Origin of the sequence: Brevibacillus sp. JB24b, from assembly GCF_051713385.1 — a bacterium.
In the GTDB taxonomy this organism is placed as follows: domain Bacteria; phylum Bacillota; class Bacilli; order Brevibacillales; family Brevibacillaceae; genus Brevibacillus_B; species Brevibacillus_B laterosporus.
The window spans coordinates 3,263,873-3,289,725 of the sequence record NZ_JBNVQV010000001.1; the positions used below are offsets into that span (position 1 = coordinate 3,263,873).

General features: G+C 41.0%; 25 protein-coding genes. 6 read left to right on the plus strand and 19 right to left on the minus strand.

What is annotated here, in order from left to right; all coding sequences use genetic code 11:
* Positions 1-59: 59 nt before the first annotated feature.
* The 6 genes from ACQV1I_RS15255 to ACQV1I_RS15280 form a co-directional block, all read right to left on the minus strand.
* The gene (locus ACQV1I_RS15255; protein ID WP_116334046.1) at positions 60-1,280 is read right to left on the minus strand and encodes a branched-chain amino acid ABC transporter substrate-binding protein; all 1,221 of its coding nucleotides are present in this window, start codon (positions 1,278-1,280) and stop codon (positions 60-62) included.
* A gap of 65 nt (positions 1,281-1,345) precedes the next feature.
* Entirely contained in the window at positions 1,346-2,143 is a 798-nt protein-coding gene (locus ACQV1I_RS15260) for an ABC transporter ATP-binding protein (protein WP_094699705.1), read from the minus strand.
* A complete protein-coding gene (locus ACQV1I_RS15265; protein WP_018670582.1) occupies positions 2,137-3,060 on the minus strand; it encodes an ABC transporter permease in 924 nt (307 codons plus the stop codon). The genes ACQV1I_RS15260 and ACQV1I_RS15265 overlap by 7 nt, the downstream gene beginning before the upstream one ends.
* A gap of 33 nt (positions 3,061-3,093) precedes the next feature.
* Positions 3,094-4,146, minus strand: a complete 1,053-nt coding sequence (locus ACQV1I_RS15270; RefSeq protein ID WP_094699703.1) for an ABC transporter substrate-binding protein — start codon at positions 4,144-4,146, stop codon at positions 3,094-3,096.
* Between the two features lie 111 nt (positions 4,147-4,257).
* Positions 4,258-4,581, minus strand: coding sequence for a thioredoxin family protein (locus ACQV1I_RS15275; protein ID WP_116334047.1), 324 nt, complete (start codon positions 4,579-4,581; stop codon positions 4,258-4,260).
* 358 nt (positions 4,582-4,939) lie between these two features.
* Positions 4,940-5,173, minus strand: coding sequence for a group-specific protein (locus ACQV1I_RS15280; RefSeq protein ID WP_116334048.1), 234 nt, complete (start codon positions 5,171-5,173; stop codon positions 4,940-4,942).
* A 156-nt stretch (positions 5,174-5,329) separates the two neighbouring features.
* On the opposite strand from ACQV1I_RS15280, the gene ACQV1I_RS15285 reads away from it, so the two are divergent.
* Positions 5,330-5,443 (plus strand): YjcZ family sporulation protein, encoded by a 114-nt coding sequence (locus ACQV1I_RS15285; protein WP_099327300.1) that lies wholly within the window; start codon positions 5,330-5,332, stop codon positions 5,441-5,443.
* Between the two features lie 195 nt (positions 5,444-5,638).
* On the opposite strand, the gene ACQV1I_RS15290 is transcribed toward ACQV1I_RS15285, so the two are convergent.
* Positions 5,639-7,249, minus strand: a complete 1,611-nt coding sequence (locus ACQV1I_RS15290; RefSeq protein WP_094699700.1) for an acyl-CoA synthetase — start codon at positions 7,247-7,249, stop codon at positions 5,639-5,641.
* A gap of 164 nt (positions 7,250-7,413) precedes the next feature.
* Between ACQV1I_RS15290 and ACQV1I_RS15295 the strand changes: the two genes are divergently transcribed.
* Entirely contained in the window at positions 7,414-8,811 is a 1,398-nt protein-coding gene (locus ACQV1I_RS15295; RefSeq protein ID WP_116334049.1) for an amino acid permease, read from the plus strand.
* 128 nt (positions 8,812-8,939) lie between these two features.
* Here the strand turns inward: ACQV1I_RS15295 and ACQV1I_RS15300 are convergent, their stop codons facing one another.
* From ACQV1I_RS15300 to ACQV1I_RS15320, 5 genes are all read right to left on the minus strand, one after another.
* The gene (locus ACQV1I_RS15300) at positions 8,940-9,275 is read right to left on the minus strand and encodes a hypothetical protein (RefSeq protein ID WP_018670575.1); all 336 of its coding nucleotides are present in this window, start codon (positions 9,273-9,275) and stop codon (positions 8,940-8,942) included.
* Positions 9,276-9,292: 17 nt separating this feature from the next.
* A complete protein-coding gene (mnmA, locus tag ACQV1I_RS15305; protein WP_116334050.1) occupies positions 9,293-10,423 on the minus strand; it encodes a tRNA 2-thiouridine(34) synthase MnmA in 1,131 nt (376 codons plus the stop codon).
* 198 nt (positions 10,424-10,621) lie between these two features.
* Positions 10,622-10,834: a small acid-soluble spore protein Tlp gene (gene tlp / locus ACQV1I_RS15310; RefSeq protein ID WP_094699697.1), complete on the minus strand. Its 213-nt coding sequence runs from the start codon at positions 10,832-10,834 to the stop codon at positions 10,622-10,624.
* A gap of 328 nt (positions 10,835-11,162) precedes the next feature.
* Entirely contained in the window at positions 11,163-12,353 is a 1,191-nt protein-coding gene (locus tag ACQV1I_RS15315) for a hypothetical protein (RefSeq protein WP_236645786.1), read from the minus strand.
* A gap of 210 nt (positions 12,354-12,563) precedes the next feature.
* Entirely contained in the window at positions 12,564-12,698 is a 135-nt protein-coding gene (locus ACQV1I_RS15320) for a 3-hydroxyacyl-CoA dehydrogenase NAD-binding domain-containing protein (protein WP_018670571.1), read from the minus strand.
* A gap of 163 nt (positions 12,699-12,861) precedes the next feature.
* Here ACQV1I_RS15320 and ACQV1I_RS15325 point away from each other — a divergent pair, with 163 nt between their 5' ends.
* Positions 12,862-14,025: an MFS transporter gene (locus ACQV1I_RS15325; protein WP_116334051.1), complete on the plus strand. Its 1,164-nt coding sequence runs from the start codon at positions 12,862-12,864 to the stop codon at positions 14,023-14,025.
* 113 nt (positions 14,026-14,138) lie between these two features.
* On the opposite strand, the gene ACQV1I_RS15330 is transcribed toward ACQV1I_RS15325, so the two are convergent.
* The 3 genes from ACQV1I_RS15330 to ACQV1I_RS15340 form a co-directional block, all read right to left on the minus strand.
* Positions 14,139-14,711 carry a DNA-3-methyladenine glycosylase I gene (locus tag ACQV1I_RS15330; protein ID WP_438769486.1) on the minus strand — a complete coding sequence of 191 codons (573 nt, stop codon included), beginning with the start codon at positions 14,709-14,711 and terminating at the stop codon, positions 14,139-14,141.
* Between the two features lie 164 nt (positions 14,712-14,875).
* Complete coding sequence (locus ACQV1I_RS15335; RefSeq protein WP_094699692.1) at positions 14,876-15,256, minus strand: RidA family protein; 381 nt, start codon at positions 15,254-15,256, stop codon at positions 14,876-14,878.
* A 33-nt stretch (positions 15,257-15,289) separates the two neighbouring features.
* Positions 15,290-16,624 (minus strand): CoA-disulfide reductase, encoded by a 1,335-nt coding sequence (locus tag ACQV1I_RS15340; protein ID WP_116334053.1) that lies wholly within the window; start codon positions 16,622-16,624, stop codon positions 15,290-15,292.
* 264 nt (positions 16,625-16,888) lie between these two features.
* Here ACQV1I_RS15340 and ACQV1I_RS15345 point away from each other — a divergent pair, with 264 nt between their 5' ends.
* The gene (locus ACQV1I_RS15345; RefSeq protein WP_116334054.1) at positions 16,889-17,593 is read left to right on the plus strand and encodes a YjjG family noncanonical pyrimidine nucleotidase; all 705 of its coding nucleotides are present in this window, start codon (positions 16,889-16,891) and stop codon (positions 17,591-17,593) included.
* A 99-nt stretch (positions 17,594-17,692) separates the two neighbouring features.
* Here the strand turns inward: ACQV1I_RS15345 and ACQV1I_RS15350 are convergent, their stop codons facing one another.
* Positions 17,693-18,988 (minus strand): L-cysteine desulfidase family protein, encoded by a 1,296-nt coding sequence (locus ACQV1I_RS15350; protein WP_116334055.1) that lies wholly within the window; start codon positions 18,986-18,988, stop codon positions 17,693-17,695.
* 17 nt (positions 18,989-19,005) lie between these two features.
* A complete protein-coding gene (locus ACQV1I_RS15355; protein ID WP_116334056.1) occupies positions 19,006-19,695 on the minus strand; it encodes a helix-turn-helix transcriptional regulator in 690 nt (229 codons plus the stop codon).
* A 302-nt stretch (positions 19,696-19,997) separates the two neighbouring features.
* Between ACQV1I_RS15355 and ACQV1I_RS15360 the strand changes: the two genes are divergently transcribed.
* Complete coding sequence (locus ACQV1I_RS15360; protein WP_116334057.1) at positions 19,998-21,020, plus strand: ABC transporter substrate-binding protein; 1,023 nt, start codon at positions 19,998-20,000, stop codon at positions 21,018-21,020.
* A gap of 131 nt (positions 21,021-21,151) precedes the next feature.
* Positions 21,152-22,804, plus strand: coding sequence for an ABC transporter substrate-binding protein (locus ACQV1I_RS15365; protein WP_116334058.1), 1,653 nt, complete (start codon positions 21,152-21,154; stop codon positions 22,802-22,804).
* A 196-nt stretch (positions 22,805-23,000) separates the two neighbouring features.
* Here the strand turns inward: ACQV1I_RS15365 and ACQV1I_RS15370 are convergent, their stop codons facing one another.
* Positions 23,001-24,050: an NAD(P)/FAD-dependent oxidoreductase gene (locus ACQV1I_RS15370; RefSeq protein WP_116334059.1), complete on the minus strand. Its 1,050-nt coding sequence runs from the start codon at positions 24,048-24,050 to the stop codon at positions 23,001-23,003.
* A 78-nt stretch (positions 24,051-24,128) separates the two neighbouring features.
* Positions 24,129-25,844 (minus strand): ABC transporter ATP-binding protein, encoded by a 1,716-nt coding sequence (locus ACQV1I_RS15375; RefSeq protein ID WP_116334144.1) that lies wholly within the window; start codon positions 25,842-25,844, stop codon positions 24,129-24,131.
* Between the last annotated feature and the right edge of the window lie 9 nt (positions 25,845-25,853).

The window sequence follows — 25,853 nt, forward strand, 5'->3', positions numbered from 1 at the left end:
TTTTTAACGTTTTTTCTTACAACAGATATTACACCTGGGTCCTTGACCATGTCAATAGCTTATTTTGCTTCACCTTCAAATTTCTTAGAACCGCCCGCATATTTATAAATAAACACCTGAGCATTCTTATTGTCACCTTTATCATCGAAAGAAACGTTTACAAACTGTCCTGTAAAGTCCTGTGTTTTGTGAATGGCTTCTAATACTTGGGCACGGGTTGGCTTTTTGTTGCCATTCGCTTTAGCTGCTTCCTCAATCCCGTTGATCGCTACAGCCATCGCATCGTAGCCAAACGATGTAAATATTCCCAACTTTTTGCCTGTTGAGCCTTCAAATTCCTGAATCCATTTTTTCCCCTCTTCTGTTGCTGTTACATCGCCAACAGTGGAAGTAAACACGACACCCTCTGCTGCTGATCCAGCAATAGTAAACATTTCTCCGGAATCGAGACCATCTGCGCCCATAAACACACCGGTAAATCCTTTTTCGCGCAACTGTTTAATTAGAATTCCAGCTTCTGCATAATATCCACCAAAGTAGATCATTTCTGGTTTCTTCGCTAACACTTGGTTCACCACTGCGCTGTAGTCCTTCTCTCCAGCAGTCAAGCCTTCAAACCCCAGAACAGAAACACCGTCCTGCTCAAATTGCTTTTTCACTTCATCCGCTAAGCCCTGGCCATACGCTTGTTTATCATGAATGATCATCGTATTTTTCACATTCAGGGTATTCTTCGCATAAATAGCCGCTCTTCGTCCTTGTTCATCATCACGAGCACAAATACGATGTGCTACCTTTTTACCACCCTCAGTAAAATCCGGCCCTGTTGTAGAGGGCGAAACCATTACCAAACCAGCTTTTTCATAGGCCGTTACAGCAGACAAAGATGAACCGGTAGTCACATGGCCTACAACTGCTACTACATTGTTGTCGTTTATCGCCATCTGTGCGTTCACAACTCCCTGCTTTGGTTCCGCTTGGTCGTCTAAAGGCTTTAATTCAACATTGAGGCCTAAGTCTTTTAATTCTTTCTGTTTTAATTTCAGTGCATATTCAGCACCTGCTTTTGCGGAGTCACCATAGTCTGATGCAGAACCGGAAAGTGGACCAACTAGAGCAATCACAATTTTTTCTCCGCCTGTGGAGACACTTCCCCCATCACTGCTCCCTTGTTGTGTAGTGCCTGAGCTCGCATTATTCCCCCCTGCACAACCTGACAAAGCAGCCCCAGCCAATAAAATGGAAGATACGAACGCAAGTGATTTTTTATTTACTTTCATGTCTTGTCCCTCTTTCGTCATTTACTTAGTTGAATGTTCTGGATTTTTAAAAGTTTCGAGACAGCTTACGCTAAAATATAACGATCTTCTGAGAAAGCTTCTCCGCCTCTTGCCTCTTCAAAGGCCTGCAACAAATCTCTTGTTGTCATCTGCTCTTTTTTCTCTTGAGGAAGGTCCAAAATGATCTTCCCCTCATGTAGCATTAATAAACGATTCCCCATATGCAGGGCCTGCTCCATGTTATGAGTAACCATGAGCGTGGTCAGGTTGTTTTCCTCCACTACTTTTCGAGTCAAATCAACGATTAATTGAGCACGTTTTGGGTCCAAAGCGGCCGTATGTTCGTCCAACAACAATAATTTGGGGTTGATAAACGTAGCCATTAACAAACTCAGTGCCTGACGTTGTCCGCCAGATAGAAAGCCTACCTTCGTTTTCAAACGATTTTCCAATCCCTGGTCTAACATTGCCAGCTTCTCTTGAAAAAACATCCTTTTTTTATTGGTTACACCAAGGGAAAGCGTTCGGCGACGACCACGGGAATAAGCAATAGCCAAGTTTTCTTCAATCGTCATTTGGGGAGCCGTACCTGCCATTGGATCTTGAAAAACTCGACCAATCAACGCAGCTCGCTTATGCTCACCCAGTTTGGTTACATTCTGATGATCAATAAAAATATTTCCTGTGTCAGGGATGATTCCACCGGAGATCGTATTCATCAAAGTAGACTTTCCAGCACCATTACTACCAATCACCGTCACGAAATCACCGTGTTCCAGCTTTACATTAATATTGTTAAGTGCAATTTTTTGATTCACAGTATTTTGGTTAAATACTCTGGTGACATTGGTTATCTCTAACACGATCGTTTGCCTCCTTTCACCGTTTTACCTATTTTCCAGACACCCTTCATCAGGTTTGGTAAAACCAAGGCAACGATTACAATAATCGCCGTGATCAGCTTCATATCAGATGCGAGGAAACCCGCACGCAGAGCAAACGCAATCACTAATCGATACACAATGGAACCAAGAATGACTGCAAGCGTGAGTCGCATCATACTTTTTGTCCCAAACAGTACCTCTCCAATAATGACGGAAGCAAGTCCGATGACAATCATTCCAATTCCCATTCCTACATCCGCAAAACCTTGATGTTGCGCCACTAGAGCTCCAGAAGCAGCTACAAGTGCATTTGATAAGGCCAGACCTATAATCGTTGTCGTATCAGTATTAGCCCCGAAGCTACGAATCATCCTATCATTATCACCTGTCGCTCGAATATCTAGTCCCAAATCCGTATGCAAAAACCAGTCCATGACTACTTTCAAGATCAACACCATAATGAGAAAAACGATCGTACTCGCTAATGAGACACCATAAATGTGAAAATCAAATATAGAGACTGCCTGGGCTTTTGTATACAGTGTTTCCTCACGTAAAAGTGGTAAATTTGATTTTTTACCCATGATACGTAAATTGATAGAATACAAGGCAATCATGGTTAAAATACCTGCCAAGAGGCCATTTATTTTCCCCTTTGTTGTCAGAATCCCAGTAAATATTCCTGCAAGCGCACCACCTACCATTGCCAGTAAGGTTGCTAAAAACGGATTCATTCCATCTATGATAACTGTAGCTGCGATGGCTCCTCCCATGGCAAAACTTCCGTCTACCGTCAAATCAGGAAAATTCAGAATTCGAAAGGTTAAAAAAACGCCTAGCACCATGACTGCGAAGAGTAGACCTTGTTCGAATGCGCCAACGATTGCAATGGTCATTGCTTCCTCCTCTTTGGTTCCTATATCATTTGCCTATTGGTCAAAGGTTTGTACAGCTTGGTCTATTAGATCCTTTGGCAATGTAATGCCCATTTTTTCAGCAGCCTTCTTATTGATGACCAACTTCATTTCTTTTTGGGACTCCACTGGCATATCGCCAACCTTACTTTCTCCTTTAAGAATGTTAGCAGCCATATCTCCTGTTTGGGCACCAAGCAGACTATAATCAATACCAAAAGTAGTAATTGCCCCACTCTTCACAGAGTTTTCTTCTCCAGCGACCACAGGGATTTTTTGTGCTTCAGCTACACTTACAACTGCTGATATAGAGGACACTACCATATTATCTGTTGGTACATAAAAAGAATCTACTTTACCTACCATAGACTCTGCGGCTTGCTTTACCTCTGTTGGGTTTGTTATCGCAGCTTCTATAATTGCCAGACCTAATTTTCCAGCTACCTCTTTAGCTTTATCTACCTGTACTTTTGAATTAACTTCCCCAGAGTTATAAATTACACCTACATTTTTTGCATCTGCTTTTAATTTTTTAATCAACGATAATTGCTCTTCTATGGGATTCATGTCTGTAGTACCCGATACATTACCACCTGGTTTATCCATTGATGTAACTAATCCGGCAGTTACTGGGTCGGTCACTGCGGTAAACAGAATAGGGATATCTGTGGTTGTTTGTGCTGCTGCTTGTACAGCTGGGGTGCCAATAGCAAGAATGAGATCAACCTTGTCGCCAGCGAATTTTTTGGCAATTTGAATCGCTGTATCCATATTGCCCTGCGCAGATTGAAGATCATATACCACGGTTTTATTTTCCTCAAAACCGTTTGCCTTCATTTTGGCTATAAATCCGTCCCTCGCTGCATCTAATGCAGGATGTTCGATTATTTGAACAATTCCGACTTTAATGACTTTAGCTTCATTTGCAGTCGATTGAGGTTCAGAAGCTACTCCGCTTTGGTTGTTAGCTGGAGCCGTGCTAGTCTGACTACAGGCGGTTGCAATCAAAAGCATAAGCGTTGAAAATAAGGCCAAAACGAACTTTGCTTGTCTTATGTTACCTTTCACACAGAATCCCCCTTTATCTTCTACAAGTATCTATACACTTAACTATGTTACCATTAATCAATTATTTTTTGAAGAGTTAGAAAATTATTTTATCGGGCATATACCCGATTACTAGTGAACTTTAGAAAAGGATTTTAGCCAAGAATATAGATCCGGCACGGATTCAAAAGCATATTTTCGTGCTACTTCTTTATCACGCTGGTAAATAATGAGACAAGGGACACTGGTAATTTGCCAGTCTTGTGCTAGCTTTTTATGAACATTAATATTAACTCGATAAAACACTACCTCTGGAAAGAGCTGCTCTAGCATCGTAACCATCTGACTAGCAATTTGACAGGTTCCACACAATGGCGTATACAAATAGAATATCGAGTATTCTGTCTGTAATAAATCTACCTGAATCATTTTTTGGTAATCTATGATTTCTCGCACGTTGCTTCTCTTCCCTCCCTTCAAAAAATAAATTCCTATTCTTGGGGATAATGAATGATTGTAACAAGACAAGCCATACTATGGGTCAGATTGGTTTTGTGTAGAAAGGGGGTGTCACAATGTCCAAACATAACAATACAACGAAACGTCCGACTACTGCTTCTGCTGGATCACGTAGCACTCCACCAAAAACAAAAGAAAATACGCCCCACAATAATTCTAGATAGAATTTTTTGCAATAGCATGCTCAATAGTAACATACCAATGGAAGCAAATTTTTGATTTATAATCGCCTACGTCACTATAAAATAGTATCAGATAAAAAAGCACTCTCTGCGTGAAGAGTGCTTTTTCGCATTTACGGCAAAGAGATCAAGTCCTGTAGCTTCTGGTTGCGAACTTCACGCTCGCTGTCTCCTGCCAAGTCGTATTTTTTAAGCGCATGAAACAGTTCGTTCAAAGTCGACTGAGACAGATCCTTTTGCAAAAATACCTGTATCTGCTCTGCCAATGCTTTTGGTACGTAAGCCTGTTGATCCGCCCATTTTTGCAAGACATCCGCCTGACTGTGATCTAGCTTGCACTCCCCCATGTTCATTCCCTCCTTTACCTTTTCTTAATCCTTACCATAACCTGTTTTCGCCCAAGCTTCCATCTTTTTGGGCGCAAAAACTTTATCTCCGTCAATAACCATCCACCCATTCATGACATATTGATATAGGGCAGAGACAAAGGAGGGTGATATAAAATGTCAAGTATCTTTGGTGGTAATGGTTGTGGCGATTTCTCTTGTATCCTAGTGTTGTTCATTCTACTGGTGATTATCAGTTGCTGCTTCGATGGCTGCGGCTCCCGCTGCTAGGCACTGAGACACCCGAGTAAGAAATGGCCTATTTCATATAGGAGCTGGTGAATAATGGCAGAATTATATCCATCACTAGAAATTAGGTAGCTAAGAATATAGCCGTCTCCTATATGAGTCACCATCTCTATATCTGATTTATAACAGAGTAAAAAGACGCCAGAATGAAGGCGTCTTTTTACATGATCTGCAATCCTATTTCATTCTCTCTGAAGACCTTTCAGACTGGCGTAGCTCTATCCTTCTGATTTTACCAGAAGTCGTTTTGGGCAACTCACTGACAAACTCAATTTTGCGTGGATATTTATAAGGGGCCGTTAAGCTTTTTACATGCTCCTGTAATTGAATAATCAATTCATCAGAAGCTTCCACTCCTTGTTTTAATACGATAAAGGCTTTTACAATCTGTCCGCGATCGGGATCTGGACTAGCTACTGCTGCGCATTCTGCTACGGCCTCATGCTTTACTAAAGCATCTTCTACCTCAAACGGTCCAATGGTATAACCAGACGAGATAATAATGTCATCGGAACGACCCTCAAACCAAATATAACCATCCTCATCCTGACACCCCTGATCCCCCGTTACATACCAATCACCTCGAAACGCTCGCTGTGTTCGTTCTGGATCGTTCAAATAACCTTTAAATAAGGCTATCATTTCTCGATCTACAGCAATATCTCCCACCTCCCCTTTTTTCATTTCGTTGCCTTCCTCGTCGATAATCGCAATTCGTACCACGGGAGAAGGGCGCCCCATCGAACCCGGACGTGGTTCCATTCCAACAAATGTTCCTACCAGCAAAGTACTTTCTGTTTGCCCGTATCCGTCTCGTACAGTCAGGTTAAATGTACGGCGGAACGTCTCGATTACTTCACGATTTAAAGGTTCACCTGCTGAACAAGCAGAGCGTAAAGCTGTAAGCTTATAGCTTGCCAGATCTGGCATTTTCGCCACCAATCGGTATTCCGTCGGAGTGGCACACAAAACTGAGATGGGATATTTTTGTAACAAAGATAAATAGGTATCAGGTCTAAATTTCCCTTTATAGACAAACGCGGTTGCACCTTTGCCTAATGTGGATACAAAAGGACTCCATATCCACTTTGCCCATCCAGGACCTGCTGTTGCCCAAACCAGATCATTCTCTTGAACGTCAAGCCAGTATGTAGCTGCAACAGCCAAATGGGCGAACGGCCAACCGTGCACATGCATGACACCTTTGGGACCACCAGTCGTACCAGACGTGTAAGATAAGAAGGCAAGCTCATCCGAGCCTGTAACTACGCTCTGGGCTTCTTCTGCTGCTCCTTCTAGAATATCAGATAACTCCTGCCATTCTTCTCTATGCTCCCCCACTGAAATAAAATACGCTAGTGACTCACACTCGCTTCGAATGCCATCTATTTCGGATAGCAGTTCTTTTGTAGCAATAATTGCTTTAGCCTCTGCATGATTAGCCCGGTACGCAATATCCTTCCCCCTGAGCATTTCAGAGCCAGGCATGACGACAACACCCATTTTAAGTAAAGCTAAATAAATACCATATGCTTCTATCCCACGTGGTACTAATACAAGCACTTTATCATAGCGAGCAATTCCACAGTTCAAGAAAGCGTTCACAAGTTTGTTCATATAAATGCGTAATTGCTCGTAGGAAAGCATTTCTTCCTTCCCATCTTCTGAGACAATCACAAGTGCAGCCTTTTCGGGATGAAGGAGAGCATATCTCTCTACTTCAGATGCAAAGTTATACAGCGACGGAATCTCAATTATTTCATTTTCTCTTAGCTTATCTGTTGACATGATAAATCCCTCCCTAGATGTAACTGTTATTTAATAAGGAATTCTATTTATTTTCTGAAAATTCCTTTTTCTAAGACAAATATGTAAATATCCTGTTTGATTGCATAAATATTAATCATCTGCTATGATTTGTTCGTGTTTTTTGCAACATGGAGGGAACATCAATGACAACAAAAAAATGGGGAGCTTGGATGCTAACCGCCATTGTGGTAGGTAATATGGTGGGTTCAGGAATCTTTATGCTACCGGCTTCCTTAGCAAGACTAGCTAGTCCCTTAGCAGTCACCTTAGCATGGTTACTTACCGGATTTGGAGTCTTATTAATTGGGCTCGTCTTTGGGAATTTAGCAATTCGTCGACCTGATCTTACTGCAGGTCCACAAAGTTATGCCTCTGCCTTGTTTCGCAATCCAAGACGGGGTAAAGTATTTGGTTTTACAATTGCTTGGGGTTATTGGGTAGCGAATTGGTCTGGAAATGTAGCGATTATCACAACATTTGCCGGATATCTTTCCACCTTTTTCCCTATCATGAAACAAACGAGCGTTTTATTTCAAATTGGCTCTTTTCCAGTTGAAACGGGAAAACTAATCACCTTTTTAGTCTGTACGATCTACTTATGGGGGACACATTTCATTTTATGCCGTAACACCCTAGTAGCCGGCAGACTTAATTTTATGGCAACAGCCACAAAAGTGATCGGATTTGTCTTTTTCATGGTTGCTGCTCTTTCCATTTTCCAATGGTCTATGATGGGTTCGTTCTATTATCCAATGTCTGAAGTTGGTTCTACAGTAGAGCATGGATTACTTGAACAAATCAATCTAGCCGCTATTTCAACGCTATGGGCATTTGTGGGAATAGAGTCTGCTTCGATTCTATCAGCACGAGCTCGCTCTCAGCGAGATGTAAAAATAGCTACCATCCTTGGATTAGTAATTGTTGTTTGTATTTATGTATTAATCACATTACTGACCATGGGTGTGTTACCTGTAGAAGCACTTCGTCATTCAGATAAACCACTAGCAGATGCACTCGTTGCTATTATGGGACCTACTGGAGGCATTGTGTTAGCTCTACTAGCGATTTTCTCCCTAATGGGGACAACTATTGGCTGGATTTTAGTAGGTTCTGAGGTATCTTATCAAGCGGCTCAAGCAGGGATGTTCCCTAAAATCTTTGAAAAAACGAATCAACATGGTAGTCCGGCTCAAGCCCTATTAATTACCAATTTATGCACACAGATCTTTGTCTTCTCCACCATTTCTAACACGATCGCAGGTGCGTTTACCTTTGTCATCACGGTAGCAACCCTAGCTTATCTGATTCCGTATATTGTATCTGCCCTCTATCAACTGAAGTTGGTTTATACGGGTGAAACTTATCGTATAGGTGAAGCACGGACAAGGGTGCTGGATGGTTGCGTTGGAATTTTAGCAACGCTATACTCATTGTGGGTGATTAAAACAGGAATAGCAGATTTAGAAACACTTTTACTAGGGATGGGACTTTTCTTTAGTGCTATTTTGATCTATCCATTCGCTTTTAAGAAGTCAGCTTGATACAGTACAAAGCAACAGCTCAAGCCTTAAAAGTATACAAAAAAAGCAGGAAGGAGTTTTCGCTCCTTACCTGCTTTTTCTGATTATCATCGAAATTATTGATTCGCTTCCTTCTAATAGACGTCCCCTTATTTTTTCTCGTCTGGATAAATCCACTTTTCCGGTTCACGAATAATAGACAGCTCATTAAAAGCTCGATAATAAGCAACATAGCTTTTATTCGCTTTTTGATATTCTACCTGATAAATCGTGTTACCCTTATTACTTTTGTCAAAAGGGCTTTTTTCTAGTGGTATTACAGTAGCAGAAGTAACTTGTCCGCCTCGCTGAGCAATAGCCTGCTTGATTGTATCTACATTCGCATCTTTTGCTTGTCTAAATCCAAAGAATGCCGCAATAACTGCTAGTACGCTTACGACCAAAAATCCGATGATCAGCAATTTTGATTTCTTTGTACTGTCCATCCGGTTCCTCCTTGCGACTAAGCTTGTGCGTTAGCTTTTGCCGCTTCCTTCGCATCTATATATACCTTATCAATGGTACCCCCACCCAGGCACTCTTCACCTTGGTAAAAGACAACTGCTTGTCCAGGAGTTACCGCTTTTTGTGGTTCTGCAAATTCGACCTTGTAGGTACCATTTTCAATGCGACGAACCGTAACCTGTTGATCCGGTTGACGATAACGGAATTTAGCCATGCAGGTAAATACATCTTCTTTTGGCTCATCACTTACCCACTTCACTTGTTCAGCGATCAGATAAGATGAGTAAAGCCAAGGATGGTTAGAGCCTTGTCCGACAATGAGAACGTTTCTCTCTAAATCCTTGTCAACTACAAACCATGGCAGTCCTTCTCCTGCTCCTCCACCAATGCCAAGACCTTGTCGTTGTCCTAATGTGTAGTACATCAAGCCATCGTGGCTTCCGATAACCTCTCCATCTGTTGTTTCAATCTTGCCTGGTTTCGCAGGCAGATAGTTTTGGAGGAACTCACGGAAATTACGTTCTCCGATAAAGCAGATGCCTGTGCTATCTTTTTTCTTAGCTGTAGCAAGACCTGCTCGATCAGCAATTTCACGAACTTGCTTTTTTGGTAAATGTCCAATCGGAAACAGGGTTTTAGCTAATTGTTTCTGACCCAATTGATTCAAAAAGTAGGTTTGATCTTTATTTTCGTCAACGCCTCTTAGCAATTTATATTCACCATCACGTAGTTCCACACGCGCATAGTGACCCGTTGCTACATAATCAGCACCCAAGTCCATGACTTTGTTCAAGAATTCACCGAACTTAATCTCTCGGTTACACATTACATCTGGATTAGGTGTTCGTCCACTTTTATATTCATCTAAAAAATAAGAGAATACCTTATCCATATATTCTTTCTCAAAATTAACTGTATAGTAAGGTATACCGATTTGGTCACATACACGGCGCACATCATGATAATCCTCTTCTGCTGTACAATGACCAAATTGGTCCGTATCGTCCCAGTTCTTCATGAAGATGCCGATTACGTCGTAGCCTTGTTCCTTAAGAAGCAAAGCGGTCACGGAAGAATCGACCCCACCGGACATCCCGACAACGACACGTGTATCTTCAGGTTTTTTCATGTTAAATCCCCTCTCTGCACCTACAAACTTCCTATTTCCATTCAAAGTTGATATTCACAATAAGAACGATTGAAAATAAGTTTATTATACTAAAAATAAAAAGGAAAGGGAAATGATATGCAAAATTGCTGCTCTATATAAAAAGACCGCAGTACACTTGGCACTAACGGTCACTCGATTACATCGATATATGCATTCTTATTGCAGTTCGTCTTCAACCTCGGAACTGAAAGAATCTAAGCTGTTTTCACGACGAGAGTTTTTATTTTCTAAGTCTGAACGTTCCTTGTTGGAGATTTCGTTCCCATGCTCTTGCAGGTAATCTTTTGTCTCGCTAATATTTTGTTGTGTGTTTTCAATCATTTGTTTTAGCTTTGCGACATTGTCGGAACGATCGTCTGGTTTTGCCATGTGTATTTTCCTCCTAAATGAATTGCTAGAATATCATATATTTTTTTCCCGAAAAGGAGATTTTATGCACATTGACAGGTAATAACTTTCTATCTCCACATCAGGTTTTTTGGCTAAGATTGATTCATCCCGTATCAGCAAAAAACGCCCGAATGTTTGAAATTCGGACGTCCTATTATATCTATTATTATCCTCATGAACATGTTACCTTTGCTTATTACATCTTCCTCTTCTTTTCGTGCAAACAATCCGCAAGCTTCTCCATTTCTTCAGAAGAAGCCTGAAACATCAGACGTGACAAAAAGTCGACTTATCTTATGTAACTTGGCTAAACAGATTCGTTGGCTGCTCGAACCCAGGATAACCGTCTGTCATTTGCTAAACTATAATTATAATAATATAGACAACTCGCTCCCTCTTCTACCGCGGTTTTCACCTTCTCTATCAAAGCCCCCTTTGATTTCATTCGTTGATGATGTAGAGAAAGCGCAACACCAACCTCTTGTCGCGGATCATGTAATCGCATATTTTGAACTCCGTACCGAAGAGAGTCAGACTGGTCTGTATACATTAATGGAACAAAACGATCGACATAGGACGCAATGTTTCGTAACGACACGCCCTCATAGAATGATTGGTTTACAGAAAACGGTGTAGAGGATGGAATATAATCTATTTTTACCTGATAACGTCCTGCAATCTCATGCAAGCTAGCAACTAGGTCTGTAATAGTTTGTTCACGAGATTGCTGGTATGCATACAGTTCAGGATAAGAGAGCATCAGGTATGCGATTTGGCTACCTTCTTCTGGTAGTGGGCCGTAATCTTGAGCTAGCATCGGTTGGAGCAAGCGTTTCGACAATTCTTGTACAGCATCTCCATCAATGCCTCTCTCCGTCGCAGTGTGCTTACATGCTGGACAGAAGCAAAGTGAAAGTAACCATTGCGCCGCTTCACCTACATGCAACAGATTTATCTCATGATGGCCGCCATGCTTCATCGTCATAAAAGCAGCTGCTTCTACCGTAATCCGTTCTGGTTGAACATGAATTAATGTATCTTCGAATAAAGCTGTTATATATTCCTTTACGTCTGGCTGAGCTGGGCATAAATTGTATGTAAACGTATCTTTCCATACATTTTGAACACATAATTCAGGAAATTGGCTACCTATTGCAGAATTATGCACACCTACCCACCAAGTATGAAAATGCATATTTTGCTTTTGACATGCTTCCCTCATCCGTGGGAATAATTCCTCTTTTGCTATCGAACGATGTACAACTGGCTGTATTCGACCATAGCGTGTCGGATCGGGCCTAAAAAATATTCCTGCGTGTGGTACTTGTAGAAACTGCTCGGCTTGGGATTGAAAAAACCGTCCCTGATGGTAGCTGCTATTTAGCACCACCGTATCGCACCCCATTCTTTGCATATCAGTTAAAATATGCTCTGTCCCGACCTCATAAACCGTCCATGCATACATAAACATCCCTTTATTGATTGAAGTAGCAGTCATACTACAACCTCCATTTCACTGATGTTTTTACATTTACTCATGAGTATTCATACAGGATCATGCTCTTGTTGTAAGGCTAACAAACGCAGAAAATGCACATCACGCCTGTACGTTTCTCATGATATTTTTTCATCTGTATAGGTGAATAATCCTTTTTGCTGTCTTAACTCCAAGTTTTCCAGCTTCAACATAACAGATTCATGCTCGTTTCTAGCAAGTTAATCGTTTTTGACGCATACGTTCATCTGGATCAAATAAGTTGACTTGTATTCCAGCACTGGCATATGCCAAAGCGATACCGTGCCCCATTACGTCTGCTCCAATGACCGCTACTCTTTTCACCATATGCAAGTCCCCCTATTTTCTTTCCTTGTAAAAGAGAATCTCTAATCAGGGAAAGATTTACTTGAATTTTCACAAAATGATTGTGTCTCTAAATAGATGGATATATGATTATCCATATCAACAAGTATCTATAGAAAATGGATGACGATTAGGGGGATTCCTTTTGTATGCACAAATGAAAGTCAGATTAGGTCTATTAAGTGTCTCTCATCTGGCTAATGATTTTTTTAACGGCGTTCTTGTAGCCATTTTACCTTTACTTCATCTGTATTACGGACTTACCTACACCCAAATGAGTTTACTTGTACTAGTAAACAATCTATTCGGTGGTTTTTTCCAACCATTTCTCGCATTATTTTCAGACCAACGTGAAAAACCGTGGTTCATTCCTCTAGGATTTCTTATGCTAGGTACTGGCATTTACGCGATTTCATGGAGTGGCAATTTTTATTGGTTATTATTCGCAGTCATGATCGCTTCTCTCGGATCAGCGGCGTATCATCCTGACGCTAACAAATGCGTTCATCAACTACCAGGCTTGCAACGTGGTACCATTCAATCCATCTTTCAAATTGGTGGGAATGCAGGAATGGCTTTGGCCCCGCTAAGTTTGTGGTTCCTCTCCCTGACCGGTCTTGGTGGAACGATCTGGTTGTATAGCATCGCAATGGTGTTTGCTTGTGTCTTTTTCTTTTTTGCAAAGAGAAATGGAGCCTTGCAAGTCAAAAACAACCTCCTTGAAGCTACAGAAAAACCACCCATTAAGCCTGGTCTTAAGGCTTTAGTTACAGTGATCGCCTGTAGAACCTTAGCCAATGCAGGAATTGTCATGTTCTTTCCCCTTTTCCTAATAGCCACCTATGGCACGAAAGAATCGGATGTATGGGTCTACAGCTTTCTTTTCTTACTAGGTGGAGCAATCGGCACGCTAGCTGGAGGATCATTAGGTGACCGTTTTGGCATGCGCCGAGTCATCCAATTGTCCCTCATCCTTAGTGCACCCCTTGCCTTGCTTCTCCCGTGGATGAATGGCTTTACAGCGATGCTTCTGCTGTTTACACTCGGACTAGTACTCATGTCTACCTTCTCAGTTGCTGTTGTTTTCGCCCAGGATTTAATGCCAAAACGTGCTGGGATGGCTTCTAGCCTTGTTATTGGATTTACAGGTGGTTTATCAGGCATTTGCTTACTAGTGTTGGGAATGCTAGCTGATCGAATTGGTCTTTTTCCTATTTTATGTGTGATTCTTGCAATGCCTGCAATTGGAGCGTTCCTATGTTTCACGTTACCCCATGATCGAATAAGTCACCAAACGCCAAACATGTAAGTACTATCCAAACTGATTTTCGAGTTGTAACACTGGTAGCTAAGAGTATGTAATAACGGTTATAGCAAATAACATGCCTGTAAATTTCTTGCAGATGAATTAGAAGAGGGTCTTTATTTTTTCTCTGCTACTTGCTTTTGATAGCAATGGCAGTCTTGAACATGATCATTTGCCATTCCAACAGCCTGCATAAAGGCATAACAAATCGTAGAACCAACAAACTTGAAACCACGCTTCTTTAAATCTTTACTTAACCTATCACTAATTTCTGTGGTTACCGGAACGTCTTGTAAACTAGACGGATGATTTTGGATGGGATTTCCATCTACAAATGACCATATGTATGTGCTAAACGATCCAAATTCATCTACAATAGCAAAATACGCCTTCGCGTTGGTAATAACGGCTTGTATTTTAAGCTTGTTTCTGACAATTCCTTCATTATTCAACAGCTCTGCTATTTTCTTGTCATCGTAGGCAATAATTTTGGAGGGCTCGAATTGATCGAAGGCTAGACGATAGTTCTCTCTTTTTTTTAAGATGGTGTACCAGCTAAGTCCTGCTTGAGCCCCTTCCAAATTTATATATTCAAAGAGTAACCGATCACCGTAGACTGGTACGCCCCATTCCTTGTCATGATAATCGATGTACAAGGGGTCTTGATTTACCCAACCACATCTATTCATTTACTTTTCCTCCTTAATACTATCACCGAACAAATGTTCCTTTTTATTATTAGTCTATCATATCGAATGTCAAACCGGTAAGCAAGAATTAATACTAAAAAAGCACCCATGCTTCATGATAAGCAAAGGTGCTTTTCCTAAAAACCTAACCTACTACTCAGCTCTTACTCAACGACTGCAATCGCTTCAATCTCTACTAGCGCACCTTTAGGCAAGGCAGCAACTTGTACGCAACTACGTGCAGGAGCAGCTTGTTGAAAATATGTATCATACGCTTCATTTACTTTGGCAAAGTCGTTCAAATCCTGAACAAATACAGTCGTTTTCACTACATTCTTCAAGCTTGTACCCGCTTCTTCTAAGATAGCCTGCAAATTTTTCATCGCTTGATGAGTCTGTTCTTCTACTGTTTCAAATAGGTCTGTGGTACCTGGCTTAAACCCTAATTGACCTGAAGTATAAGCCATGCCATTTACTACAATAGCTTGTGAGTATGGTCCAATAGCTTGAGGTGCTTTTTCGGTATGAATAACCTGTCTGTTCATTGTTGATCCTCCCCTAGATTCTCTACTCTTCGATCATTTTGCTACATTCCCCGCTATATTAAGCACATCCCATGTTCGGGAAAATGGTGGGGAGTAGCATAGATCAAGCATTCCTAAATCTTCAGTTGTCATCTTGTTGTGAATGGCAGCTGCGAGCACATCAACCCGCAAGACAGCCCCTTGTTTCCCAATGATTTGTCCACCAAGAATGACCTTTGTCTTTGCATCATAAATCAGTTTCACATGAATGTCTACCTGACCCGGATAATAATTGGTCTGATTTTTGTCACGGATCATGATTGTGTTATAGGAAAGCTCCAGCTCCTTTGCTTCCTTTTCTGAAAGTCCTGTACGACCTGCTTCCAAATCTAGTACCTTTATGCAGGCAGAGCCTAATGTTCCGGGAAAATGACTGTTATGATCCACTAGATTTTCTCCTACAATGCGCCCTAGCTTATTGGCTGTGGTGGCTAACGGAATGTAGACTGATTGTTTTTTGACCAAATGATAGACCGTGGCACAATCCCCAGCGGCATAGACATCTGGAAGAGAGGTCTCTCCATGTCCATTAATAACAAGCGCTCCATTTTCCAGCATAGTAATCCCTGTCTCTTTAAGAAATTGCGTGTTCGGACGCACACCGGTAGCTATCACTACGATATCAGCTGGATATTGACCTTGATCCGTTATTACACGCTCTACTCTCATTTCTCCGACAAAACCCTGCACACGCTCTTCCGTATGTAAAAGTACACCTTTACGAAGAATTTCTTCGGTCATAATCTCGGTGATTTCTTCATCGAATGTTTCAGGAAGCACACGGCTATCTGCTTGGATCAATCGTACCTCTTTCCCTAGATTTTGCATAGCTTCCACGACTTCCATCCCGATATAACCCCCACCGATGACCACTACTCGCTTGTAATCAGGCTTCATTGCTATTTCTTTTAAGGCTACACCATCCTGCATACTCTTTAGCGTGAAAATGTTCACAAGGTCTTTGTTATCAAACGGAGGTACAACCGCAGACGCTCCCGTAGCAATCATAACCTTATCATATTGATCATCAAACTCTTGATCGGTTTTTAAAGATTTTACTCGAATGGTTTTCGTCTGTGGATGAAGCGCAGTGACTTGATGCTTCGTATGGACCAAAATACCCGAATCTGCAAATTGCTCTTTTGTACGGGCTATCATTTGGTTAGGGTTCTCAAAGAAATTTCCCACGAAATAAGGCAACCCACATGCACCAAACGATACCTCTTCCGTCATTTCATAGACAATAATCTCTGCGTCTTTATGCATTCGCTTTGCTTTAGCTGCCGCACTCATACCGGCTGCAACGCCACCAATAATAATAATTTTCATCCGCTGCTCTCCTTTTGTGTGTTATATAGGTTATTTACCCAAGATCAAAGGGATTCTAACAGCTAGCATTGCCACCGCAGGACGAGTGCATCCATGTTATTTCTATTGAAATATAGCGGTTTTACCTTGAATAATTGGGAAGTCCTAGTGGAAAAAGCAGGGTGAACAAGATTTTTTTACGTGATAGGATGTATCTTTACCTACTTGATAAAGCACATGCTATACTAAAAAACAAAACAACAAATAAGAAAATGAGGGAGAGCTTTGAAAAATTATCAAACCTTATTATTTGATGTAGATGATACACTTTTAGATTTTGGCGCAGCAGAAAGCTTAGCGTTACACTTACTTTTCAAGGATCAAAACATTCTCTTAACCCCTGAAATTGAAGCACATTATAAAAGCATAAACCAAGGACTATGGAGAGACTTTGAGGAAGGAAAAATAGATCGAGATGAGGTAATAAATACACGCTTTTCCATTCTATTTAAGGAATATGATCAAGAGGTTGATGGAGCCTTATTGGAGAAAAACTATCGTAGCTACCTAGAAGAGGGACATCAGCTGGTTACTGGGGCCTTTGAATTGATAACAAGCCTTTACAGTCATTATGATATATATATTGTTACAAATGGTGTTTCCAAGACTCAGTATAAACGCTTACGTGATTCAGGATTATATCCGCTATGTAAGGATATTTTTGTTTCGGAGGACACTGGGTTTCAGAAGCCAATGAAGGAATATTTTGATTATGTCTTTGCCCGAATTCCTAATTTCTCCGTAGAAAAAGGCTTACTGATCGGAGATTCCCTAAGCGCGGATATAAAGGGCGGACAGCTAGCCGGTCTAGACACCTGCTGGTTCAATCCCGAATTAAAACCTTATGACACTGATTTTGTGCCAACCTATCAAATACAAAAGCTTGATGAGCTATATCGAATTTTAAGAATCAACTCAACAATCCTTTAAATTTCATTTATACCGAAAATCTTTTACATGATCTTACCTATCATGTAATCCATAAATTGCCACAATTGACCCACTTATAGATTACATGATAGTCCTTGTTTATTTCTTTTGCTTCTTAACCATCATCTCAAGCATCAGCTCATCCATTTTGCCAGAGCCTTCATTACCTAGTCGGCAAAAGTTATCAATGGTTTTTTCTAATCCTTCATCAATAATCCCATTTGTTCCCGGTACCCCCATCCCCTGTGACGCCAGCAGAGCTGATTGTACGGCTGCTCCTGTACAGGTAGACACCTTCATAGCACAGCCTGCTTTTGCCCCATCACAAAGCATACCTGTTACATTTCCAATCGTATTTTGAATGGCAAAAGAGATTTGATTGAGATTACCGCCGAGTAGATACGTAATCGCCGCAGCCGCGCTAGCTCCCGCAACAGTCACCCCACACAATGCAGATAATCTACCGAATTTTGATTTAATCCAAATGGCTACTAAATGACTAAAGGTAACGGCTCGAATCATCTGTTCATCGGATGATCCCAATTTGTCTGCAACAGCTACCACCGGCATGGTTACAGAGATTCCCTGATTCCCGCTACCCGAATTTGACATAACCGGTAGCATAATTCCTGCCATCCGTGCATCTGAACCTGCGGCAGTTAATGACATGGCATGAGTAATTAAGTCATCAGACAATAATCCCTTGGCAACATTATCCTTGAGGATTTTACCGACTTGTAAACCGTAGTTGTTTTTCAGGCCCTCGATGCAAATTGCTCTATTTAGCTCAATACTTTGTTTGACCAGAGTCAGATCATCAAGAGGTATTTCCATAACAAATTGATGGATACTATCTAGTGTCAGGGTTTCACATATGTCTTTTTCTTTTCCCCCCTGCTCATGATAGTAATCGCATTCCTTTTCAAATACAGTGGCTCCACTCACTTCAATCCGTCTGATCTCTGTATGCATATCTTCTATGATCACTTTGGCGTAATCAGAGGCTGTGTGGACAGTTACTTCAATGTACAGTTTTTTGGGAGTGTCCGCTAATTGGATCGTGACATTACCAGCCTCAACGAATTCGAGCGCCTGTTGTTCAGCTTCAGGTACGACATTCTTCAATACTTCCAGCTTTCGCTCATGATCACCTGCCAAAGCACCTAATGCAGACACAAAATCTATGCCGGTTTGTTGCATACCGGGTATTCCAACTGCCATAGCATTTTTCATCACATTAGCACTAATTGTTACATCAATAGAGGTAATGGCGGCTTCCAGATAACTTTTGGCGACAGAGGCTGCCCAAGCAATCGCTACAGGCTCCGTGCACCCAAGAGCAACAACCAATTCTTTTTCTAATAGCTGTACAATCTTTTTGCTCATATCTCTCATAGCCGTCTTCCTTTTCGTTAAAATAAGTCCTTCTCTTCTTCTTTGATTTTGTGTAAATACCGATAAATAGTAGGTTCTGAGGATTTTAATTGCTTAGAGATCGCATGTACCCCGCCTTTTAACTGAAAAGCACCCTGATGGTACAATTTTTTCACAATCTCCATTTTCTCTTGCACCGTCATCCGTTCCGGTGGGGTTGGTATATCCATCATCGTTTGATGGATCATGCTAGCAAGTACATCCTCCGCCTGACCATGCAGGTGCTCCGGTAGGTGTTCTGTATCTCTGCGTCCTGATTGATCTACCTCTTGCTGTTGCTCCCCGATGTGTAAAAAGCTATCGATCCACTCTTTTGCTTTTTCAAAATGTTCCACATCCGAATTGACACAAAGCACACCGATTAGTTCATTTGTTTGATTTTTAATGAAATAGCTCCATGAACGAAAAACCTTCCCATTTTTACCGTATGCCTTATAGTTTGCAATAAATTCCTTTTTTAAATAGGTCTTATCCTGTAGCACCTGTAAGACCAGATTCGTCGGTGCGTCCCCTATTTTTCTCCCACTAATATGTCCATTCTCAATCGCGATAATAGAGGTTTCCTGCTGTGATAAGTCGTGTAATACAACCTCTGAGTGCTTGCCGAGAATGGAGGCGATAAAGGAGACGAGTGGAACATACATCTGTAATACTGCTTTATTCTGCATGCTGTATTTCTCCGTTTTCCATCATTGTTAGCGATAAAAAGATAATAAGATTTTATCATCACAATAATATTTTTTCTACATGTTTTGATCCCTAAAACTGTTTGAAGATGATGTCAATCCAGCCTATCTCTTCTTCCCTACATTCCCCTCCCTACTTTCCTTCTCCCTTTTGTACAAAATAAAATGGATGAATTGCGTTTGTCCATTGAGTTACTGAAATTCCTCCTTTATTATTCAGATAGTTGCTGATAATGATAATCATTACTTTAAAATAACATGAGCATGCTGGAGGAACGTGTACAATGATTCAAATCCGAAAATATATCGTTAATTTTTGTATGATTGCAATGATTGGAGCAGTGTCAGTGGGCTGTGGTAGCCCTTCAGAAGAGCAGAAAAGCCGCACAGAAATAAATTCGGTACAAACCACTCCCAAAAATACACCTACCACTTCTGAGAACGCAAAACCAGATAAGAAGGATACAACTGTTTCTACACGAAAATATACAGATTATAAAGGGCATCCTGTGGTGATTCCTGTTTCACCACAGCGCATCATTTTTGCTGGCGAAACATTTAGTGATTTAGTAGCCCTACAAATAAATGCTGTCGGTACGTCCTCTAATTGGATTACAGACACAGTTTATGAAGATAAAGTCAAACAACACACTGTAGATGTCGGCTTTCCAATCAACCTTGAAAAAGCGTTGGGTCTTGAACCAGACTTAATTATTATTGGGAGTACAGACGAGAAGGAATACGAACAGCTTTCTAAAATTGCTCCTACGATTATGTTTGATACCTTTGCACCAATCGACGAACGTATCACTTTATTAGGCAACATTGTTGGGAAAGAACACGAAGCTAAAGAGTGGCTCGCTGATTACCATGTCAAAGCAAGCAAGATGTGGGATGAGCTACATGCAGCCGGTGTAGGGAATGAAGAGACTGCGTCAGTGTTCACCTATTACCCTGGAAATCGATTATTTGTAATGGCAAGCACTGGACTTTCACAAGTTCTGTATCAGCCAAACGGTTTTAAACCAACCGAACCTATTCAAGAAATATTGGACAATAAGACAGGATTTAAAGAAATATCCATGGAGCTTCTGCCGAAATATGCCGGTGATCGAATTTTTATTCTCGTTCCTGTCCCTGATGAAGCAAAGAGATCTACAGATGATTTACTAAAAACCGCAATTTGGAAGGAGCTACCTGGCGTAAAACAGGGACATGTCTATTCCATTGATATCGTTAAATCTGGTAGTGATGCTTTAACAAGAGAATGGTTGATAGAGGAATTACCTAAGCTACTTAAAAAATAAGCTGGTCCTCCCTTATAAAATATGTGAATAGAATACATAAGAAGCTTTTCAAAGATTATTGAAAAGCTTCTTTTCTTTTTATACAATGAACAGAACTGATAATAATTCTCATCAAAGAGGAGGAGAACAGATTGACTCAGCTGAAATCTACCTGTGTTCCACTCCGTTCCTTGCTTTTTCATCTATCAACTATTGAGATGATCATTAAGCCAGTAGGATGGAAGTCCGAAATTGAAACTTCTCAATACCATACCCTGTTCATTTTTAATAAGGGAAAGGGCACTATACATATCGACACGGACGTCTTTCAATTATTGCCTGAAAAATGCTATTCACTTCCCCCCGGGAGTACGCTTCAGATTGAAAATGGATACGATAGTGAAATTCAATTCTATCAGATTACGTTTACCGTAATCCAAATAGGTGAATCCCAGCATACCTCATATTCTGGAAACATCTTGCCTGACAAGCAGGAAATAGCGGTATACCCGTTCTCACGGTTAAATCGTCTTACCGAAGCATTATATGCGGGAAACAACCATGATTCAGAGCTTGAATGGTTTAAACAGCATCTTCACTTTCAGGACTTACTAGGCTTTCTGTTTGAACATAATCTTCATTACAACCAGTCGTTTCATTCAACTCTCTCAGTAGAAAACACGATTCATTATATGAAAAAAAACTATATGTACAACATTACAGTTAAACAGCTTGCACACCTAGCTAATGTAGCTCCCTGGAAATACACAACGATCTTTCAAGAATTAACTGGGAAAAAACCGCTGGACTTTTTGACCGAGCTACGCATTAACCATTCGAAGGAATTATTAATCCATTCGAACAGTCCCCTGCGCGATATTGCTTGCCAAGTCGGATTTTCAGATGAATATTATTTCAACCGCCGCTTTCGTCAAATGACAGGGATTGCTCCTAAGCAGTATGCACTTTTGATGCGGCGTGGAAAGGCAGTTAAGGACTGGACAGGTCATGAGGTTAAAATTCCCTCGCATCCCAAACGCATCATTTATCATGGAGAAACATATGGGGATTTGCTGGCTTTAGGTGTGAAGGCCGTCGGTGGCGGATATGCTTTGATGGATCACCCCATCTATAAAGATCGGGGAATTGAAGTACAAGATATCGGCTTACCTATTAATCCTGAAAAAACGATGGCTCTCAAACCAGATTTGATTATTTTCGCTAATGCTGACGAAAATGAATATAAAAAGATTTCAAGGATTGCCCCTACGGTTACATTTAATTCATTTGCACCTCTTGCTGAACGTATTCAAACACTCGGCAGAATACTAGATAAGAGAAAAGAGGCAAAAAAATGGTTAGACGGGTATGATACAAAAGCTACTAGCATGTGGCAGCAGCTACGTTCCAAAATAAAACCCGGAGAAACCGCCTCCGTCTTTATCTATGAACATGGCAAGCATTTGTATGTCATGGGGACTACAGGTCTATCATCGGCACTTTATCATCCTCTGGGTTTTCAACCTGTACCCAAAATACAAGAAATCCTGGATTCAGGTTCAGGTTTTATTGAAATCTCGGAGGAAGCTTTGCCACTATATGCTGGTGATCGGATTTTCATGCTTTTATCAACTAATGTTGAATCTAAACAAGCGACCGATAAACTAATGGACACCCCTTCGTGGAGAAACCTTCCAGCTGTTCGCGATGGATACGTATATCTGATAGAAGCAGAGATATGGAATTATGCGGATGCAATAACCAGAGAGTGGTTACTTGAATCTCTCCCCCTGCTCATCGTCTAGTTAGCCTAGCGCCCTTTCAGCCGTATTACAAAAAAACGAATTGGTCCTGCTAGCTAAGCAATATTTTTCTATCAAGACATGAAAAAGCAGACAGACACTCCCTATTTGGACTTGTGTCTATCTGCTTTCTTTTTTGAAAGATGATCACGATGTTTACTGCATAATTACCATACGGGCATGGCTGAAAATCCTCTTATCATACGTTGCGGTAATCATCATCATCCAATCCCAGTTGCTTGTTCTTTTCTTTAAAGCGAATATTGTGCGAAGAAACGTATGCTACTTTTGGCGCCTCTGGGTCTAGATATAGCTTCGCACTGTTCAAAGCAAGTGCCCCGTCCGTAAACGCTCCAGCGATTAATCGAACCTTACTATCATAATCGACAAAATCACCCGCAGCAAAAATACCAGGTATATTCGTTTCCAGCTTTCCATTCATAACGGCTAGCTCATCTTTCATTTCTAGCCCCCATTCGACAAGTGGACCATAATCACATTTTAGTCCATGATTAACAATCACAGCATCCACCTCGATGCGCTCAGTTTCGTCTGTTTCCATATGGGTGATCGTTACCTGTTCTATACTCTGTCCATTACTATGGAGCTGTGTTACAGCATAAGGTGTCCGTATATCTACAGAAGATTCTTTCATCATTGAGACGTTTTTCTCATGTCCGCCAAATTGATCTCGTCTGTGGACAATCGTTACTTTTTCAGCAATTGGTTCTAATTCATTAGCCCAGTCAACCGCAGAGTTACCACCACCTGAAATAAGCACTCGTTTGCCTCGGAACACCTCCAGCTCTTGAACGGTATAATGTAGGTTTGTGACTTCGTAACGATCAGCACCCTCAATCTCTAGCTTTTGCATCGTCAATATTCCGTACCCAATTGCTAAAATAATGGTTCGCGTATGGTGCTTCTCACCAGTTGCCGCAGTAAGAATAAATGTTCCATCTTCTTGTCGAGAAAGTCCTGTGATTTGTTGGCCTAATACGATTGTTGGATCGAATGTTCTAGCCTGCTGTTCCAATTGTCCGATTAATTTTTCACATAGAATCGGGGTCACACCACCAACATCCCAGATCATTTTCTCCGGATAAATGAGCATCCGTCCCCCAAGCTCCGGCTTTGCCTCGATCAATTTCGTTTTTAGATCACGCATACCACTGTAAAAAGCGGTATACATGCCAGCCGGGCCACCCCCTATAATCGTCATATCAAATAGCTCTAGCTGTTCAGTCATATTCCTATCTCCAACTTTCTAATCATTTTCGTAATACACACAAGTAGAGAAACAAGCATGTAGCATCAATTAATAGAATTAGGTACCAAATTGTGCTTCATGCAATCTACTGTATATGCCTCCTACAGATAGTAGCTGTTGATGACTTCCCTGTTCTATAATTCCCTGGTCTGCTACTACAACGATTCGATCCGCATTTTTAATGGTTGCTAAGCGATGGGCAATCACAAGCGTAGTTCTTCCTTCTGACAGCTCGGTCAACGCCTGCTGAATAGCGACCTCTGTCTCCGTATCCAGTGCTGAAGTGGCTTCGTCAAGAATAAGAATTGGTGGATTTTTTATAAAAATTCGGGCAATGGAGAGCCTTTGCTTCTGTCCTCCTGACAGCTTAACACCCCTCTCACCAATAACCGTATCCAATCCATCTGGTTGAGCAAGAATAAATTCATCCAGTCTTGATCTTTTGACTGCCTCCCATATCTCATTCTCTGTAGCATGTAGCTTCCCGTAAAGAATATTTTCGCGGATTGTCCCCGAAAACAGGAAAACGTCCTGCTGTACAATCCCGATCTGTCTTCGCAAGGATTCCTGTTTCAACTCACGAATGTCCACATTATCAATCATAATTTTTCCGGCTTGTACTTCATAAAAACGCGGAAGCAAGCTGCACAAAGTCGTTTTACCCGCCCCAGATGGACCCACAAAGGCCACTGTTTCTCCCTTGTTAATCGTTAACTGAACGTTATTTAGTACCTTCGTTTCATTCTCATATCCAAATGAAACATTTTCAAAACGAATTGCCTTTGTAAATATCCCCATTTCAACTGCATGAGGTGCATCCGCAATGTCTGGTTCTGTATCTAGTAGTTCCACATACCGTTTGAACCCGGCAAATCCTTGCGGGTAGCTCTCTATGATAGAGTTAATTTTCTCAATAGGTCGGAAAAAGACATTTGTTAATAGCAAGAAGCCGATAAACTCACCGTATGTAAGCTCATTATTAATGACGTACCACGTGCCGCACACCATCACAAAAACCGTTACAAAACGCATCATCATATAACTAATTGACCCATTTTTGGCAATAAGCTTATAGGAAACCAGCTTCGTTAAACGAAATCTACTATTATTTACTGCGAACTTCGTTTTTTCATGCTCCTCATTTGAAAAAGCCTTCACAACACGAATGCCACCAACATTATCCTCCACTCGCGCATTGAAATCTCCAATATCAGTAAATAATTGGTGAATGGCTTCGGTCATTTTTTTATTAAAGTAGACAACAAACCAAATAATCACAGGAATGACCACAAAGGTAAATACCGCAAGTTTCCAATGGATGAACAACATCAGTGTAAAGGAACCTGTCAAAGTCATCAGCGCTATGAATAAATCTTCTGGTCCATGATGAGCCATCTCACCAATTTGATTCATGTCGTTTGTTAATCTCGACATCAGATGACCTGTTTTGTTGTTATCAAAAAAGCGGAATGACAGCTTCTGTATATGATCGAATAGTTTCTTGCGCATATCAGTCTCAATGTTTATTCCCAGCATATGTCCCCAATAGTTGACAATATAAAGTAAAAATGTATTCAAGGCATAAATAAATAGCAAGCCAAGCGATGCCCATAAAATGATATCCCATTTCCCGTCTGGCAACAGATCGTCAACAAAATAATTAACAGCAAGTGGGAAACAAAGCTCCAATAGACCTGCAAAGACTGCGCAGCCAAAATCCAGCATAAACAATCTCTTGTAAGGAACATAATAGGCAAAGAAACGTTTTATCATGTTTTTCAA

Excerpts from the sequence above, each read along its gene's own strand:
- ACQV1I_RS15300 (WP_018670575.1), bottom strand. The coding sequence starts at position 9,275 with ATGGACAGTACAAAGAAATCAAAATTGCTGATCATCGGATTTTTGGTC.
- ACQV1I_RS15375 (WP_116334144.1), bottom strand. The coding sequence starts at position 25,844 with ATGATAAAACGTTTCTTTGCCTATTATGTTCCTTACAAGAGATTGTTT.
- ACQV1I_RS15320 (WP_018670571.1), bottom strand. The coding sequence starts at position 12,698 with ATGGTGAAAAGAGTAGCGGTCATTGGAGCAGACGTAATGGGGCACGGT.
- ACQV1I_RS15295 (WP_116334049.1), top strand. The coding sequence starts at position 7,414 with ATGACAACAAAAAAATGGGGAGCTTGGATGCTAACCGCCATTGTGGTA.
- ACQV1I_RS15290 (WP_094699700.1), bottom strand. The coding sequence starts at position 7,249 with ATGTCAACAGATAAGCTAAGAGAAAATGAAATAATTGAGATTCCGTCG.
- ACQV1I_RS15360 (WP_116334057.1), top strand. The coding sequence starts at position 19,998 with ATGATTCAAATCCGAAAATATATCGTTAATTTTTGTATGATTGCAATG.
- ACQV1I_RS15370 (WP_116334059.1), bottom strand. The coding sequence starts at position 24,050 with ATGACTGAACAGCTAGAGCTATTTGATATGACGATTATAGGGGGTGGC.
- ACQV1I_RS15335 (WP_094699692.1), bottom strand. The coding sequence starts at position 15,256 with ATGAACAGACAGGTTATTCATACCGAAAAAGCACCTCAAGCTATTGGA.
- ACQV1I_RS15330 (WP_438769486.1), bottom strand. The coding sequence starts at position 14,711 with ATGAATAGATGTGGTTGGGTAAATCAAGACCCCTTGTACATCGATTAT.
- ACQV1I_RS15280 (WP_116334048.1), bottom strand. The coding sequence starts at position 5,173 with ATGGGGGAGTGCAAGCTAGATCACAGTCAGGCGGATGTCTTGCAAAAA.
- ACQV1I_RS15350 (WP_116334055.1), bottom strand. The coding sequence starts at position 18,988 with ATGAGAGATATGAGCAAAAAGATTGTACAGCTATTAGAAAAAGAATTG.
- ACQV1I_RS15340 (WP_116334053.1), bottom strand. The coding sequence starts at position 16,624 with ATGAAAATTATTATTATTGGTGGCGTTGCAGCCGGTATGAGTGCGGCA.
- mnmA (WP_116334050.1), bottom strand. The coding sequence starts at position 10,423 with ATGAAAAAACCTGAAGATACACGTGTCGTTGTCGGGATGTCCGGTGGG.
- tlp (WP_094699697.1), bottom strand. The coding sequence starts at position 10,834 with ATGGCAAAACCAGACGATCGTTCCGACAATGTCGCAAAGCTAAAACAA.
- ACQV1I_RS15315 (WP_236645786.1), bottom strand. The coding sequence starts at position 12,353 with ATGACTGCTACTTCAATCAATAAAGGGATGTTTATGTATGCATGGACG.
- ACQV1I_RS15355 (WP_116334056.1), bottom strand. The coding sequence starts at position 19,695 with ATGCAGAATAAAGCAGTATTACAGATGTATGTTCCACTCGTCTCCTTT.
- ACQV1I_RS15255 (WP_116334046.1), bottom strand. The coding sequence starts at position 1,280 with ATGAAAGTAAATAAAAAATCACTTGCGTTCGTATCTTCCATTTTATTG.
- ACQV1I_RS15265 (WP_018670582.1), bottom strand. The coding sequence starts at position 3,060 with ATGACCATTGCAATCGTTGGCGCATTCGAACAAGGTCTACTCTTCGCA.
- ACQV1I_RS15285 (WP_099327300.1), top strand. The coding sequence starts at position 5,330 with ATGTCAAGTATCTTTGGTGGTAATGGTTGTGGCGATTTCTCTTGTATC.